The organism is Mucilaginibacter corticis, assembly GCF_007558865.1.
GTDB classification, from domain to species: Bacteria; Bacteroidota; Bacteroidia; order Sphingobacteriales; family Sphingobacteriaceae; genus Mucilaginibacter; species Mucilaginibacter corticis.
In genome coordinates this window covers 379,528-394,195 of the sequence record NZ_VLPK01000003.1, presented here as the reverse complement: position 1 = coordinate 394,195, position 14,668 = coordinate 379,528, and the positions used below count along the sequence as shown (strand labels likewise).

General features: G+C 43.2%; 15 protein-coding genes. 7 read left to right on the top strand and 8 right to left on the bottom strand.

The features are described 5' to 3' along the window. The first annotated feature begins 134 nt into the window (after positions 1-134). Positions 135-1,604, top strand: coding sequence for an IMP dehydrogenase (gene guaB, locus FO440_RS17055; protein ID WP_144249489.1), 1,470 nt, complete (start codon positions 135-137; stop codon positions 1,602-1,604). Between the two features lie 87 nt (positions 1,605-1,691). Here guaB and FO440_RS17050 read toward each other — a convergent pair whose 3' ends face one another. Then, a complete protein-coding gene (locus FO440_RS17050) occupies positions 1,692-2,252 on the bottom strand; it encodes a glycoside hydrolase family 108 protein (RefSeq protein WP_144249488.1) in 561 nt (186 codons plus the stop codon). A gap of 115 nt (positions 2,253-2,367) precedes the next feature. On the opposite strand from FO440_RS17050, the gene FO440_RS17045 reads away from it, so the two are divergent. Then, positions 2,368-3,006 carry a hypothetical protein gene (locus FO440_RS17045; RefSeq protein ID WP_144249487.1) on the top strand — a complete coding sequence of 213 codons (639 nt, stop codon included), beginning with the start codon at positions 2,368-2,370 and terminating at the stop codon, positions 3,004-3,006. Next, entirely contained in the window at positions 3,003-3,587 is a 585-nt protein-coding gene (locus FO440_RS17040; protein ID WP_144249486.1) for an LOG family protein, read from the top strand. Before FO440_RS17045 ends, FO440_RS17040 begins: the two co-directional genes overlap by 4 nt. Position 3,588: 1 nt before the next feature. On the opposite strand, the gene FO440_RS24530 is transcribed toward FO440_RS17040, so the two are convergent. Then, complete coding sequence (locus FO440_RS24530; protein ID WP_186292711.1) at positions 3,589-3,726, bottom strand: hypothetical protein; 138 nt, start codon at positions 3,724-3,726, stop codon at positions 3,589-3,591. Between the two features lie 161 nt (positions 3,727-3,887). Between FO440_RS24530 and FO440_RS17035 the strand changes: the two genes are divergently transcribed. Both FO440_RS17035 and FO440_RS17030 read left to right on the top strand, forming a co-directional pair. Then, entirely contained in the window at positions 3,888-5,516 is a 1,629-nt protein-coding gene (locus FO440_RS17035) for an acyl-CoA carboxylase subunit beta (RefSeq protein ID WP_144249485.1), read from the top strand. 84 nt (positions 5,517-5,600) lie between these two features. Continuing rightward, positions 5,601-6,173: a porin family protein gene (locus tag FO440_RS17030; protein ID WP_144249484.1), complete on the top strand. Its 573-nt coding sequence runs from the start codon at positions 5,601-5,603 to the stop codon at positions 6,171-6,173. On the opposite strand, the gene FO440_RS17025 is transcribed toward FO440_RS17030, so the two are convergent. From FO440_RS17025 to FO440_RS17005, 5 genes are all read right to left on the bottom strand, one after another. Next, positions 6,170-7,291, bottom strand: a complete 1,122-nt coding sequence (locus FO440_RS17025; RefSeq protein WP_144249483.1) for a DUF3667 domain-containing protein — start codon at positions 7,289-7,291, stop codon at positions 6,170-6,172. The two genes, FO440_RS17030 and FO440_RS17025, sit on opposite strands and share 4 nt — an antisense overlap. 25 nt (positions 7,292-7,316) lie before the next feature. Then, on the bottom strand, positions 7,317-8,582 hold the full coding sequence (locus FO440_RS17020; RefSeq protein WP_144249482.1) for a nucleoside permease: 1,266 nt from the start codon (positions 8,580-8,582) through the stop codon (positions 7,317-7,319). Positions 8,583-8,761: 179 nt separating this feature from the next. After that, positions 8,762-9,364, bottom strand: a complete 603-nt coding sequence (locus tag FO440_RS17015; RefSeq protein WP_144249481.1) for a bifunctional nuclease family protein — start codon at positions 9,362-9,364, stop codon at positions 8,762-8,764. Between the two features lie 26 nt (positions 9,365-9,390). Continuing rightward, positions 9,391-10,368 carry an electron transfer flavoprotein subunit alpha/FixB family protein gene (locus FO440_RS17010; RefSeq protein ID WP_144249480.1) on the bottom strand — a complete coding sequence of 326 codons (978 nt, stop codon included), beginning with the start codon at positions 10,366-10,368 and terminating at the stop codon, positions 9,391-9,393. A 23-nt stretch (positions 10,369-10,391) separates the two neighbouring features. Next, positions 10,392-11,129, bottom strand: a complete 738-nt coding sequence (locus FO440_RS17005) for an electron transfer flavoprotein subunit beta/FixA family protein (protein ID WP_144249479.1) — start codon at positions 11,127-11,129, stop codon at positions 10,392-10,394. Positions 11,130-11,175: 46 nt separating this feature from the next. Between FO440_RS17005 and FO440_RS17000 the strand changes: the two genes are divergently transcribed. Next, positions 11,176-11,514: a tetratricopeptide repeat protein gene (locus FO440_RS17000; protein WP_144249478.1), complete on the top strand. Its 339-nt coding sequence runs from the start codon at positions 11,176-11,178 to the stop codon at positions 11,512-11,514. Positions 11,515-11,601: 87 nt separating this feature from the next. Beyond that, a complete protein-coding gene (chrA, locus tag FO440_RS16995) occupies positions 11,602-12,807 on the top strand; it encodes a chromate efflux transporter (RefSeq protein WP_144249477.1) in 1,206 nt (401 codons plus the stop codon). A gap of 159 nt (positions 12,808-12,966) precedes the next feature. On the opposite strand, the gene dnaB is transcribed toward chrA, so the two are convergent. Then, positions 12,967-14,523: a replicative DNA helicase gene (dnaB, locus tag FO440_RS16990; RefSeq protein WP_144249476.1), complete on the bottom strand. Its 1,557-nt coding sequence runs from the start codon at positions 14,521-14,523 to the stop codon at positions 12,967-12,969. Between the last annotated feature and the right edge of the window lie 145 nt (positions 14,524-14,668).

Below are 14,668 nucleotides of genomic sequence, written 5' to 3'. Positions count from 1 at the left end.
CGCTTGTCAGGCATCGTGTTTTGCAATTGACACGGCAGTGTAAATCTCAAACAATTTCGTAGCATCACTTTCCTAATCCGGAATATTTCATTAGCTTTGCCCGGCAAATAATACCTCCAAAATAATTATTTGCTATGCTGTCAGACCCATCAAAATTTGTCGGAGAAGGTTTAACCTACGACGACGTACTATTACTCCCGGCTTATTCAGAAGTTTTACCGCGCGACGTAAACACCGGCTCATTTCTAACCCGTACCATCAGATTAAATGTTCCCTTGGTATCCGCTGCGATGGACACCGTTACCGAATCGCAAATGGCTATTGCCATGGCGCAGGCAGGTGGCTTGGGTATGCTGCACAAAAACATGAGCATTAACCGCCAGGCAGACGAGGTACGTAAAGTTAAGCGCTCTGAGAGCGGAATGATCCAGGACCCGGTTACCCTGCATGAAGCATCAACCGTAGGCGACGCGGTAAAGATCATGCGCGAATACAAAATAGGCGGCATCCCGGTTGTTGACGAAACAAACAAGTTGAAAGGTATTATAACCAACCGCGACCTGCGTTTCCAGAAAGAGATGAGTAAACCGGTTCAGGAAGTAATGACCAAAACCAACCTGATCACGGCAGCAAAAGGCACCAACCTTTCGCAAGCTGAAGAAATACTACAACAATATAAGATCGAAAAGTTGCCTGTTGTTGATGATAACGGCATATTGATAGGTTTGATCACCTTTAAAGATATTCAGAAATTCAAAAACTTCCCTAATGCCTGTAAAGACGAGCATGGCCGCTTACGCGTAGGCGCGGCAGTTGGTGTTACCGCCGATACGATGGATAGGGTAGATGCCCTTGTAAAAGCAGGTGTAGACGTTATCGCTATTGATACGGCTCACGGCCATTCGAAAGGTGTTATCGATAAATTAAAAGAAGTAAAAGCCAAATATCCCGACCTGCAGGTTATTGCAGGCAACGTAGCCACCGGCGAAGCCGCCACAGCATTAGCCGAAGCCGGCGCAGATGGTGTTAAAGTTGGTATTGGCCCGGGCTCTATCTGTACCACCCGGATCATAGCCGGTGTAGGCGTTCCGCAATTGTATGCGGTTTATGAGTGTGCCAAGGCTTTAAAAGGCACAGGTGTACCGGTAATTGCCGACGGTGGTATCAAACACACAGGCGATATCGCCAAGGCAATTGCTGCGGGTGCAGGTACCATTATGGCAGGTTCATTATTTGCCGGTGTTGAAGAGTCGCCCGGCGAAAGCATTATTTACGAAGGCCGCCGTTTCAAATCATACCGTGGCATGGGCTCGATAGAAGCCATGGAACAAGGTTCAAAAGACCGCTATTTCCAGGATGTTGAAGACGATATTAAAAAGCTTGTTCCCGAAGGTATTGTAGGCCGTGTACCATACAAAGGCACCTTGTCTGAAGTGATCTACCAGTTTGTTGGTGGCTTGCGTGCAAGTATGGGCTATTGCGGTGCGAAGGATATCGAAACCTTACAGCAAGCTAAATTTGTCCGTATTACAGCTTCAGGTATCCGCGAGTCGCACCCGCATGATATTACTATCACTAAAGAAGCACCTAACTATACAAGATAGTTTTTCAAGTCTAAAGTCTTTAGTCTGAAGTCATAAGTAATTTATTTGACTCGGGACTAAAGACTTTAGATTAACGACTTTATAAAATCAAACGACATAAGCAGGCATCCTGCTATTCCATGAGTTGGCAAATTGTTGCTGCGACGGGTCCTTGGCAATAATGGCCTGGTACCTTGCTTTACGCAATTGTATAATAGCATTATAAAGTGATTGCTGGTTTGCACCGTTTAAGGCAGCAAGGCTTAACGGGCCAATCTGACCATCTACCGTAAGCTTACCCGGGCTAAGCGTATTTACAGCTTCCTGCATAAACCTTGCGGCTATCCCCGTACCCATATTGGTTGCAATATCAAAAAGCTGGTTGGCAACTTGCTGGTCGGTCACATTGTCCAGTGATTCGGTATCCCAGAAATTAGCTTTATAAAATGATTGCACCATCTGCTGCAGATCTGCGTTGGCAGCCAGCGCGGTGTTTAAGCTTGCGGGATGCGTTGCGGCAATACTATGTACAATAGGCCAGCCATGCCAGTTGGGCCAAAACTTTATGGCAATACCTTTATAAGTTTCGCCGCCGTGATCTGAGGGATTGTTGGCGTAGCCGCCTTCGTTGTGCATAGTTATAGCATACGCAGGGTCAAATTGTGCCATGATCGATAATTTAGATTTATACTAATGTACAGTATATTTTGAATATAAGGAAGTTATAACTTTTTTGATATGATTAATCTTGCAAGTTTCATATTGTAAAATATATCTTTACCATATGAACTTTATCTCCAATTTCTTCTCTTCCAATCAGTTTTTTTTATTAATAATTGTGATTTTGGTAATAGGATGTAAGCCAAAAAGCAATGACATTGACAATAGAATTGAACTCAGCCAATTACTTGATCCATCACCAAACAATAACTGGGGTGGGGATGTCATATTAAAAATTGTTGACAAGAAACACACACCCAATAATGAAACCTATACACTTAAAGCTTTATATAATAAAGATACCGTTGGGTTAGCGTTATCAATACCAAATAAAGCAACTAACAAAGATGGCTTTTCTACTGGTATGAAAATTACATCAATAGGAAAAGTCAGCAATAATTTTTTACATGCATTGACATCTATTTATAAGTTAAAAACTGATTCTGCAAATTTATTCATAAGAGAGGTTGATGCAGAATATGTGGACCTTGAAAAATTTGTAATTTCAACAGGCAATAAACCGACAGACAATGACGGTTTTACTAAGTATAAATTATTTTTTGATGTAAATAATGATGATGAAGCAGAAGTTTTTTTAAACATTAATGAAAATGAAAAACTTGTTCAATTAATGGAAAAGGACGAAGAGTATCGAATGCCATTGATAGTTGCTTTAACCAATCAAACACCTATTTCGAAATGAAATCCATCTGTGTATTCTGCGGCGCCAACTTTAACAATGATCCTGCTTTAAACGAATCCATTGAGCTATTAGCCGAAGTTATGGTGAATAAAAACATCACACTTGTTTTTGGCGGTGGCAAGGTAGGGGTAATGGGCATTATAGCAGATGCCGTTTTAAAGCGTGGCGGAAAGGCCATTGGTGTTATCCCTCAGTTTTTAATGGATAAGGAAGTTGGCCATACCGGTTTAACCGAACTACATATTGTTGACAACATGCACCAGCGCAAGCAAATGATGAATAACCTTTGCGATGGCGTGATAATGCTGCCCGGCGGTTTCGGTACGCTTGAAGAGTTTTTTGAGGTGTTGACCTGGCTGCAATTGGGATTGCACCATCACCCTGTAGGTGTATTGAATGTAAACGGCTTTTATGATCTGTTACTACAGCAGATGGATGTAATGGTTGAACAGGGGTTTCTTAAACCGGCAAATCGCAAATTGGTAATTACCTCAACAAACGCTATAGAATTGATCGATCTGATGGGAAACGCCCAGGTAAAACCCGACGAAGTTTGGTTCAGGGACAGAAATCTTACTTAAATTAAATAGATTTTACAGGCTGGTAGGCGAGGCATGCCGCCAACGTAACTGCAGGTATTTTAGTAATGAACACCATGCTGTACACACGTGCCAACACATTATAACGTTTGCACAAATAGGCAATGGTTAGTAGTATCATTGTTAAATTAATTGGTCAGTTATGCTAATTAACGAAATGATATCCACACAATCAAGTTTTTTGTAATATAAATGTTACAAAATCGTTTTTTAGCTGTAGCGTATAAAAAATAATCGCGCCCACCGTTTTTTACCTAAATTGTATTTCTGTTACAAGCTGCTATGGATATCGAATTTAATAAACAAGAAGACCTGAATAAACAAATGGTGTTTGAAGTAAACACCAGGTTAAAGAAAATTTACCAGGGCGGCGGCGAGAAAGCGGCTGCAAAACAAAAAGAAAAAGGCAAAATGCTGGCCCGCGAACGGGTTGCTTATTTAATAGATAAAGATTCGCATTGGCTGGAAGTCGGGGCATTTGCAGGGGATGGCATGTACGCCGAACATGGTGGCTGCCCGTCGGGAGGCGTAGTTACGGGCATTGGGTATGTATCCGGCAGGCAGTGTGTTATTGTAGCTAATGATGCTACTGTAAAAGCAGGAGCGTGGTTCCCTATCACTGCCAAAAAGAATTTGCGCGCCCAGGAGATAGCCATGGAAAACCGCCTGCCCATCATTTACCTGGTCGACTCAGCGGGTGTGTACTTGCCCTTGCAGGACGAGATATTTCCGGATAAAGAGCACTTCGGGCGTATTTTCAGAAATAACGCTTTAATGAGTAGTATGGGCATCATCCAGATCTCGGCTATTATGGGTGCCTGTGTGGCCGGGGGGGCTTACCTGCCTATCATGAGCGATGAGGCCATGATAGTTGAAGGTACAGGTTCTGTTTTCCTGGCGGGATCATACCTTGTAAAGTCAGCCATAGGGGAAGACGTTGATAATGAAACCTTGGGAGGCGCTACTACTCATTGCGAAATATCAGGCGTTACCGACTACAAACAGCCTAATGATAAGGCTTGTTTAGATGCTATACGCAAGATCATGAGTATGACGGGTGATTTTACAAAAGCAGGCTTTGATCGCATAAAACCTGCCACGCCAAAACTCAATATGAAAGACATTTACGGCCTGCTGCCGGATAACAGGGAAAAGGCTTATGACATGCGCGAGATCATTTTAAGGCTGCTGGACGACTCTGAACTGGAAGAATATAAAGAAGGTTACGGACAGTCGATTATCTGCGGCCTGGGCCGTGTGGATGGCTGGGCGGTAGGCATTGTGGCTAACCAACGTAAAGTGCTCAAGTCAAAAAAAGGCGAGATGCAGTTTGGCGGCGTTATCTATTCGGACTCGGCAGATAAGGCTACGCGGTTTATCATGAATTGTAACCAGAAGAAGATCCCGCTGGTTTTCTTACAGGATGTTACCGGCTTTATGGTAGGCAGCAGGTCTGAACAGGGCGGGATAATAAAGGATGGCGCCAAAATGGTTAACGCGGTGGCTAATTCGGTTGTGCCCAAATTTACTTTTGTTATAGGTAACTCATACGGTGCAGGTAATTACGCCATGTGTGGTAAAGCTTATGATCCGCGCCTGATCTACGCCTGGCCATCCGCTAAGATCGCGGTAATGGGCGGGTCGCAGGCTGCTAAAACATTGGTGCAAATGCTGTCAGCAAGTATGAAAGGCAGGGGAGAAGATGTTGATGAACAAAAAGAAGCTGAATTGCTAAAACAAACTACAGACAAATACAATGCACAAACCACACCTTATTATGCAGCAGCCCGTCTTTGGGTTGATGGCATTATTGATCCGTTGGAAACCCGCAGGATCATATCGATGGGGATTGAAGCTGCAAATCATGCACCTATCGAAAAGCAGTTTAATGTCGGGATAATCCAAACATAATCCCCAAAATATACTTTTAAGTTAAGATTTAACGTTTACGAAATAATTGTAAAATTCTATCTTCGCGATCTGAACTTAAAAGCTATGAAAAAACTATTTATTACGTTAGCTATCTGCCTTACCACGGCATATGTATCCCAAGCACAAGTTATCCCGAGTTTCCAGTTTGGGATAAAAGGCGGCATGAATTTAACCAGCCTGTCAAAAAGCGGGACATTTAATACCAGTAACCAGGCAGGTTATTTAGGGGGACTTTGGGCACGGTTTGGCGCGCTTGGTTTTAATTTTCAGCCCGAAGCTTATGTAACCAGTAAAAATGTAACTGTAGACGATATCAAGGCCAAATTTACCAGTGTGGATGTGCCTTTATTATTCGGTGGTAAAATTGGCGCTTTGGGATTAGGTGCAAGGTTTTACACTGGTCCTGTAGTTTCATTTGCTATTAATAAAGACCAAAGCTATAGCAACGCGGCAAGCAATATCACCAAACTTAATTATAAAGATCAAAATTATGCCTGGCAGTTAGGTGCTGGGGTTGATATCCGCGACCTGTCTGTCGATCTGCGTTACGAAGCCGGTTTAAGCAAACAGGACTATAGCGCAGGCTCAACCAAGATCAACCTGTTTAATCTTTCGTTAGCGTACCGGTTATTTTAATCAAACAGCGCCACAATTATTACTAAGCTCAGCATACAAAAACTAAATACGACTAAATAGCTGAAGGATAAGCCTATCATTTTTGATATCGTCCTGCCTGATGACCGATGGTATACTGCACGCAGCGAGGTATAAATATACCATATGATAATAAGTGTTGACGCTAAATCTAACCAGGTAGTAACGCCGTGCCATGCAGCGGGCGTGGCCATTTTTAGCAACATCATTATTGCTAAAAATAAGAATATAAAGCAATGAAGATGGAATGAATAGATCAGGTGCTCTACATAGAATTTCTTATTCTTCCAGAAAGTTATCCTTAATAGCAAAGCAAATAAGGGTAACAGCAAAAACATCATTTTAGGTGTATTATGCTTTAATCCTTCTACTAAATTCGCTTTTACTTCTTTAGCGTTGGCATTTAATTCATATTCTCTTTTCCTGATTAGCCGATGAAAAAAACCATCCCGTTGGTCAGCAGGTAATTTTTGCTGCGAGTTTAAATAGAGTTCGTAAGTAGTGTCGTTTTTACGTTTTGGATCGTCAACATCATCGCCGAAAATACTGTAGTGTGTTTTTTGATGATTAGCGCTTACTGTATTTTCATCGTCGTCATCGTCTTTATCTGTAGTATCTATTTTGCTTAAGTTGGAGTCGACTTTAGTTTTTACTTTTGAAATAATTCCTTTAGCTATGTCCGGCGTATTTGGGTCTTTGCTAATGCTGTCTAATTCTTTATTAGTTGCTATTAGGGCTTTCTTGCCTTTGACTTTACCATCATTGCCATCTTTGATCTTTACCGGTTCAAATCCGCTTTGAAATAATAATACAAAGTACACCAGGCTAATGAAAATATACATTTTTACCGGGTGCAAGTATTGTACCCTCCTGCCGGCCATATACTCGTTGGTTAGCTTACCGGGCTTAAATAACAGTGGCTTTAACGTATGGAAAAACTGATGATCAAAATGAAAGTAATCGCTTATGGCATGGTTCATCATGTGGCCAAAGCTTTCTTTTATCTGCAGGTTTTCCTGCCCGCACACATAACAAAACTTGCCTTTAAGTTCAGCTCCGCAGTTTAAGCAATCGTTTTCTTTACGGTAATGTTTTTTCATGGGATAAGAGCGGTTGGATCAGTTGTTAATGTTGTGCATTTTGTATGGCGCGCTCTAACGCCATGTTATGTTTATACCTGAATACAAATGGAAAAATTACGGCTATAACTAACGCATAAGCGGCAAAGCAAAGCCATATGCCATGCCAGTCTTTACTACCATCGGCGTGCAAGAAAAATTTATCGATAATAAAGCCGCTGGCGATGCTGCCGAAAAAAGCGCCGAAACCGTTCACCATCATCATAAATAAACCTTGTGCGCTTCCACGGATCTCAGGTGTGGTTTGTGTTTCAATAAAGAGCGATCCGGATATATTAAAGAAATCAAATGCCATACCGTAAACAATGCACGACAGGATGATCATCCATAAGCCTTCGGCAGGGTTGCCAAATGCGAACAGGCCAAAGCGTAATACCCAGGCCAGCATACTAAACAACATTACATTTTTGATACCAAACTTGCGTAAAAAGAAAGGGATGGCTAAAATAAATAGTGTTTCAGATACCTGCGAGATAGATATAATAGCGCCTGAGTGTTCTACAGCAAATAAGCCTTTATAAGTAGGCGTTTTTGCAAAGTCCAGGATATAAGTGGTTCCATAAGCATTGGTAAGTTGTAAGGCCGCGCCCAAAAGCAACGAGAATGCAAAAAAGATAGCGAATTTCGGTGTCTTGAATAACTCAAAGGCATTTAAGCCGAGAGCGTCCCTCAAAGTTTTGTTGCCGGTTTTACCCAATAAAGGCGGGCATTTTGGCAACGTGAACGAAAACAAACCCAACATAAGGGCTACTGCAGATGCGATATAAAATTGATTTGCGGTAGTTTCACTTTTGGTTACATCAACCACTAACAAGGCAGCTATGAAGCCTATGGTACCCCATACGCGTATAGGAGGGTAAACACTAACCACATCCTTACCTTCGCCTTTTAAAGCCGAATAAGCAACTTTAATGGATAAGGATAGCGTGGGCATATAACACAACATATTGATCAATATCACCCAAAAAAACAAGGTAGGGCTGTTTACCATCGGCACGCAAAAAAGAACTATGGCGCCGGCAATATGTAAACCGCCATAAAGCTTTTCGGCATTTACCCATTTATCAGAGATAATGCCCGCAATTGCCGGCATAAATATGGATGAGATACCCATAGTTGAAAAAATTGCCCCAAACTCTGCACCAGACCATCCTTTATTTTGAAACCAGTAAGCGCCCACGGTAAGCAGCCATGATCCCCAAATAAAAAACTGCATGAAATTCATCAGTATTAAGCGAAACTTAATAGTCATATAGGCGGATTTAAATCAATTATGATCAGTTAAAATTCAAAATCTGAAAGTAGTGAATTAAAAGGGAATGGCAATAAATAATTTCGGATTTCGGATGTGCGATTTCGGATTTAAAAACTACAAAAGATTTTAATTGTGAATAAAAAATACATCCGAAATTGAAAATCCGAAATCCGATATCAAGACGCTTTTCGCCTGTTCAGCTCATCTCGGATCTTGGCCGCCTTTTCATATGATTCATCAGCAAGTGCTTCCTGTAACTTGGTTTTTAGCTCATCGGTACTTAAGGCGCTGAACCCTGGCGCGGTTGTAGAAACGGGAGTAACCTCTTCAGGAGTTTCGGTGATATTTTCCAGGTAAACAAAGTCGTTGCCTTCAATAACAATACCCGCGCTTGACAGGATGAATTCGTAAGTGAAAATAGGGCAGTCAAACCTTACGGCAACAGCTATGGCGTCTGAGGTACGGGCATCTATCTCCATTACTTTTTTACCGTCACTACAGATCAGCTTTGAGAAAAATATACCATCTACAAGGTTATAGATGATCACTTCCTGCACCATAATATGATAAGCCTCGGCAAAGCTCTTAAACAGATCATGTGTTAAGGGCCTGCTTGGTGTCATTTTTTCAATCTCGATGGCAATGGCCTGTGCCTCAAAACTACCAATAATAATAGGTAACCTGCGTCTGCCGCTAACTTCGCCCAGTACCAATGCATATGCGCCCGACTGTGTTTGGCTATATGACAAGCCAACAATATCAAGCTTAATTTTTTTCATGTTATTACCCATCACAACAATCCTCTTTATACTAAGGCTTTATGTTCTTTAATCGCTGCTATTAATTTTGGTACTACTTCAAAGGCATCACCAACTATGCCGTAATCTGCTACTTTAAAAAAAGGAGCTTCCGCATCTTTGTTTATTACCACAATAACTTTCGACGAGCTTACACCCGCCAGGTGCTGTATAGCACCCGAAATTCCTATTGCAATATACAAATTTGGACTGACAGCTATACCAGTTTGTCCAACATGTTCGCTATGCGGCCGCCAACCCGAGTCGGACACAGGTTTTGAACAGGCCGTAGCTGCTCCTAACAGGTTTGCAAGCTCTTCAATCATGCCCCAGTTTTCGGGCCCTTTTAAGCCGCGCCCGCCGGATACAACGATCTCAGCATCAGGTAAAGAAACCTTATCGGTCGACCGTACAATCTCTTTTAGCATGGCTTTAAAGTCCGACTCGTTGGTTTCAACACTAAAGCCTTCAACCTTTTCTGCTTTTGCAGCCTCAACTATTTTGTAAGAGTTTGGTGTAAGCGCTATCACTTTATTGGCCGATGTCAGTTCGACAACCGCGAATGCCTTGCCAGAAAATGCTGTCTTTTTTACTGTGAATTTGCCACCATTTAGCTCGGGTAATTCTACCGCGCCATCAACTACACCTGCATCTAATTTAACACCAAGCCTTGGTGCCAGGCCACGGCCGGAGAATGAATTAGATAACACCACGATATCCGCGCCTTCTTTTTTGGCTGCTTCGGCAATCACAGAGGCGTAGGCCTGGTTCACAAAATTCTTTAACTGTGCGTTGGCTGCATTTAATATTTTATCTGCCCCATATTTGGCCAGCGAGTTTAGTTCATCAGCATTTACATCGCCGATAGATATGGCGGTAAGAGCGGTGTTTTGTTGATCGGCAATTGCGCGGGCATAGCTTACGGCTTCAAAAATTGACTTTTTGAATTTGCCATCAGCGTTTTCCGCATATATTAAAACTGACATAGTTTATGTTGTCTGGTATTAAATTATATAACCTTTGCTTCTGTATGCAGCAAGTCAATTAGTTTACCGGCATCGTCTGCTGCAACTAATTTTACCTGTCCGCGGGGTGCCGGTGTTTCATAACTGATGATCTCTGAATTTGTTTTCACATCCACAGGTTCAATAACCGTTAAAGGTTTAGTGCGTGCCGACATAATGCCGCGCATATTGGGAATTTTAGGTTCGGCTACGCCTTCGGCAGTTCCGGCTACAAACGGGAAGGGGATGGTCAGTATTTCTTTACCGCCTTCAATTTCGCGTTCTACAACGGCTTTATCACCTTCAAGTTCTAATTTTTTGATAATGGAAACCGACGGCAGGTCCAATAATTCACCCAGCATACCCGCAACCTTTGAACCGTTATAATCTATCGATTCGCGGCCGGTCAATATCAGGTCGAAAGGGTTTGCTTTAACATATTGTGCTATTTGATAAGCTACGAACCAGGCATCATGTGGCTTGGCGTTAATGCGCACGGCATCAGTGGCCCCAATGGCCAGTGCTTTGCGGATGGTAGGTTCAGTATTAGCTTCGCCTACATTGATAACGGTTACCGTACCTTTGCCTCCATCGGTCAGTTCTACAGCACGGGCGAGGGCAATTTCGTCATAAGGGTTTAAAATGAATTGAACCCCGTTGGTATTAAATTGCGTGTTATTATCAGTAAAAGTTATTTTTGTCGTTGTATCAGGGACATTACTTATACACACCAGGATAGTCATAACAGAGGTTTTTTACAAATTTAGTTAAAAAAGATAGCGTATAAAAATGGAGATAAGCAGGTTAGATAAATTACTTGAATTTATAAAAAACGAACCCAACGACGAGTTTTTAAAATACGCGCTGGCGACAGAGTATCTCCGTTTAAACCAGGTAGATAAGGCATTGGAGTATTATGAGGACCTGGTTAACAATCACCCGCAATATTCCGGTACTTATTATCATTTAGGCAAGCTGTATGAGGCGCTAAACCGCAAGGATGATGCCGTGAAAACCTACGAAAAAGGCATGGAAATAACCAAAGCCAAGCGTGACAATCATGCTTTTTCTGAATTGCAGGCCGTTTACCGCGAAGCGATTGGTTATGATGATGACGATGATTATTAGAGACACCCCTCCCAACCCTCCCCGAGAGGGAGGGCTTTTTATAAATAGTTTATGTTTTCTCCCCTTTGGGGAGATCAAAGAGGGGTTATGAAAAAACGCCAACTTCTTTTTCTGCGTGATGCATTTATTTACACCTTAAGTGCATTTGGCGGCCCGCAGGGCCATATAGCCATTATGTTGCGCGAGTTTGTGCAAAAACGCGGCTATATTACCGAAGAAGAGTTGATGGAACTGAATGCCCTGGCGCAGGTATTGCCGGGCCCGTCGTCGACGCAGACGCTGGTGGGGATAGCCTGGAAGGTGGGCGGCCTGCCGCTGGCTATCATCACCTTTTTAATGTGGATATTGCCGTCGGCGGCTATCATGTGTATGGCTGCGATCAGTTATAAGATGTTTGCCAACCAGGGTAAGATAGCCGCTATTTTGCGCTACATTCAGCCTATGGCGGTAGGGATCGTCGCTTATGCTACCTATACCTTCGCCCATAAGTTTTTAAGAACAAAAGTGAGCATTATGCTGGCCGTAGGCTCGCTGATAGTTACGCTTATCCTGCAAAACCCTTATGCCTTCCCTTTGCTGATCTTGCTGGGGGGTATAGTTTCTTCGGCTTTAGAGACACAGCCGCAGGAGAGCGAGTTGCGCGTTAAACTATTCGCCAATGTTAATCCCAATAAGGTTGCTTACTTCATTGGTATTCTGCTTACGTTCGCGGCCTTGGGTGCGGTCATTAACCGTACGTCGCCATTTAGTTTGCCTATACGTTTGTTCGAGAATTTTTACCGTAACGGTATCCTGATATTTGGCGGAGGGCAGGTATTGGTACCGCTAATGTACACCGAGTTTGTAGAACTGAAACACTACCTCAGCAGCTCGGAATTTCTGTCGGGCTATGCCTTGCAGCAGGCCTTGCCGGGGCCTACGTTTTCTTTTACATCCTTTTTAGGAGGCATAACTTTAGGCAACAAAGGCTACGGCATGGCGGGCGAGATATTGGGCAGCGTGATAGCCGTGATAGGTATCAACCTGCCGGGTATGATCCTGATCCTATTCATTGTACCGTTTTGGGAGGACCTGAAAAAGATCACCCGGATAAAGAATTCGCTTAGCGGCATTAACGCCGTAGCGGTAGGCTTTATGGCAACCGCGTTTATTTTACTGACAAGGCCCTTTGGCGGCAACTGGATGGCCTATGGCTTAATGGTAGGTACGTTTCTGCTACTACAATTCACCAAAATAAAAGCGCCGGTAGTAATATTGATAGGCGTGGTGTTAGGATTGGTGTTAGCCCCTTAACACCCTAAACGGGAAACAATTATTTATTTCGATGTCATTTCGAATGAGGAACGAGTGAGAAATCTTAAACGCTGTGCTACCAAGCGCATGTATAAGATTTCTCCCATTGGTCGAAATGACAAAAAGCTTTTCAAACTCCCCCTTCAGGGGGCTGGGGGGTTAAAACGGTGGCTCGTCATCAATATCATCCATTCTTGACGGGCGGATAATAAAGTTGCTTGGCTTATCAAAGTCTGTCGACGGGTTAAGTCCGCTAAAGGCGTCGCCCGATGCCGGGAAACTGTCGCCGGTATCAAGGTCGGTAAACTTAACGTACTTGCCAACAAATTTCAGGCGCACAATGCCGGTTTCGCCGTTACGGTGCTTGGCAATGATTACCTCGCCTACGCCTTTGGTTGGGTTGTTGTCTTCATCCACATCAAGCCCGTAATATTCAGGTCGATATAAGAAGAGTACCATATCCGCGTCCTGCTCGATAGAGCCCGACTCCCGCAAATCCGAAAGCATAGGGCGTTTTGAAGCACCGGGGCGGCTTTCAACCGCGCGGCTTAATTGCGATAGTGCAATTACCGGAACGTTCAGCTCTTTAGCTACTGATTTCAGCGCACGCGAAATACTACCGATCTCCTGCTCGCGGTTACCACCGCCTTTGCCATCTGCCGATTTTCCCTGCATTAATTGCAGGTAATCAATGATGATCAATTGGACATCATATTGCGATTTTAAACGGCGGCATTTGGCGCGGAACTCAAATATATTCAGCGCCGGGGTATCGTCAATAATTAGCGGGGCTTGTTCTAAGCGGCCTATTTTAGAGTGGATCTGTTGCCATTCCCATTCTTCCAAAGTACCCTTACGGATCTTCTCCTGCTCTATCTCTGTTTCGCCGGATACCAGACGGTTAACCAACTGAACAGACGACATTTCGAGCGAGAAAACTACAACCGGCTTTTCAAAATCGACCGCGGCGTTACGGGCGCAGGTTAATACGAAAGCCGTTTTACCCATCGCGGGGCGGGCAGCTATAATTACCAGGTCGGATTTTTGCCAGCCCGAGGTCATGCGGTCAAGGTCTGTAAAACCTGAAGGTACACCGGTAAGGCCATCTTTTTTATCTTTTAATGCTTCAATTTCTTTTAAGGTTTCCTGCAACAAATCGTCCATTTTGCGCGAGTCGCGGCGCAGGTTATTCTGGGCAATGTCAAACAGGTTCTTTTCGGCCTTGTCTAACAGGTCCAGTACGTCGGTAGTATCTTCGTAAGCGGTATTGATGATCTCTGTCGAGATTCGGATCAGCTCGCGCTGGATGAATTTTTGAATAATGATACGCGAGTGGAACTCAATATTGGCGGCAGATGCCACGCGGTTGGTCAGCTCGGTAATATAATAGGCACCACCGATCATTTCCAGCTCGCCCTGGCTGCGCAGCTGCGAGGTTACGGTCAAAATATCAACCGGGGACGTTTTTTCAAACAGGTATTGTATCGCCTTAAAGATCTTCTGGTGATTGTCGCGGTAAAAAACTTCGGGCTTTAAAATATCGATCACTGACGATAGCGCGTCTTTCTCTAACATCAATGCGCCCAGCACAGCTTCTTCAAGATCAACTGCCTGTGGGGGTAATTTGCCAAGCCCGGTATAAGGGGTTGGGCTGGTTAAGCGGTTACGTTTGTCGTTGGTGTTAGCCTTGTTATATTGGTCGTTATCAAAATTCATAAGGCAACAAAAATATACAAAAATTTAGCTAATTCTTCAACGTTACGTTGAGAAGTTTTTTCGTTTTTAAAAACAATGTTTACAGTATGCGATTTTACCCTGTTTGTAATTAACAAAAAATATGTTGGTAATTAGATAATTAACA

What these genes read in the sequence shown, in the direction of transcription:
- guaB (WP_144249489.1), top strand. Translation starts at nt 135, where the DNA reads ATGCTGTCAGACCCATCAAAATTTGTCGGAGAAGGTTTAACCTACGAC.
- FO440_RS17050 (WP_144249488.1), bottom strand. Translation starts at nt 2,252, where the DNA reads ATGGCACAATTTGACCCTGCGTATGCTATAACTATGCACAACGAAGGC.
- FO440_RS17045 (WP_144249487.1), top strand. Translation starts at nt 2,368, where the DNA reads ATGAACTTTATCTCCAATTTCTTCTCTTCCAATCAGTTTTTTTTATTA.
- FO440_RS17040 (WP_144249486.1), top strand. Translation starts at nt 3,003, where the DNA reads ATGAAATCCATCTGTGTATTCTGCGGCGCCAACTTTAACAATGATCCT.
- FO440_RS24530 (WP_186292711.1), bottom strand. Translation starts at nt 3,726, where the DNA reads ATGATACTACTAACCATTGCCTATTTGTGCAAACGTTATAATGTGTTG.
- FO440_RS17035 (WP_144249485.1), top strand. Translation starts at nt 3,888, where the DNA reads ATGGATATCGAATTTAATAAACAAGAAGACCTGAATAAACAAATGGTG.
- FO440_RS17030 (WP_144249484.1), top strand. Translation starts at nt 5,601, where the DNA reads ATGAAAAAACTATTTATTACGTTAGCTATCTGCCTTACCACGGCATAT.
- FO440_RS17025 (WP_144249483.1), bottom strand. Translation starts at nt 7,291, where the DNA reads ATGAAAAAACATTACCGTAAAGAAAACGATTGCTTAAACTGCGGAGCT.
- FO440_RS17020 (WP_144249482.1), bottom strand. Translation starts at nt 8,582, where the DNA reads ATGACTATTAAGTTTCGCTTAATACTGATGAATTTCATGCAGTTTTTT.
- FO440_RS17015 (WP_144249481.1), bottom strand. Translation starts at nt 9,364, where the DNA reads ATGAAAAAAATTAAGCTTGATATTGTTGGCTTGTCATATAGCCAAACA.
- FO440_RS17010 (WP_144249480.1), bottom strand. Translation starts at nt 10,368, where the DNA reads ATGTCAGTTTTAATATATGCGGAAAACGCTGATGGCAAATTCAAAAAG.
- FO440_RS17005 (WP_144249479.1), bottom strand. Translation starts at nt 11,129, where the DNA reads ATGACTATCCTGGTGTGTATAAGTAATGTCCCTGATACAACGACAAAA.
- FO440_RS17000 (WP_144249478.1), top strand. Translation starts at nt 11,176, where the DNA reads ATGGAGATAAGCAGGTTAGATAAATTACTTGAATTTATAAAAAACGAA.
- chrA (WP_144249477.1), top strand. Translation starts at nt 11,602, where the DNA reads ATGAAAAAACGCCAACTTCTTTTTCTGCGTGATGCATTTATTTACACC.
- dnaB (WP_144249476.1), bottom strand. Translation starts at nt 14,523, where the DNA reads ATGAATTTTGATAACGACCAATATAACAAGGCTAACACCAACGACAAA.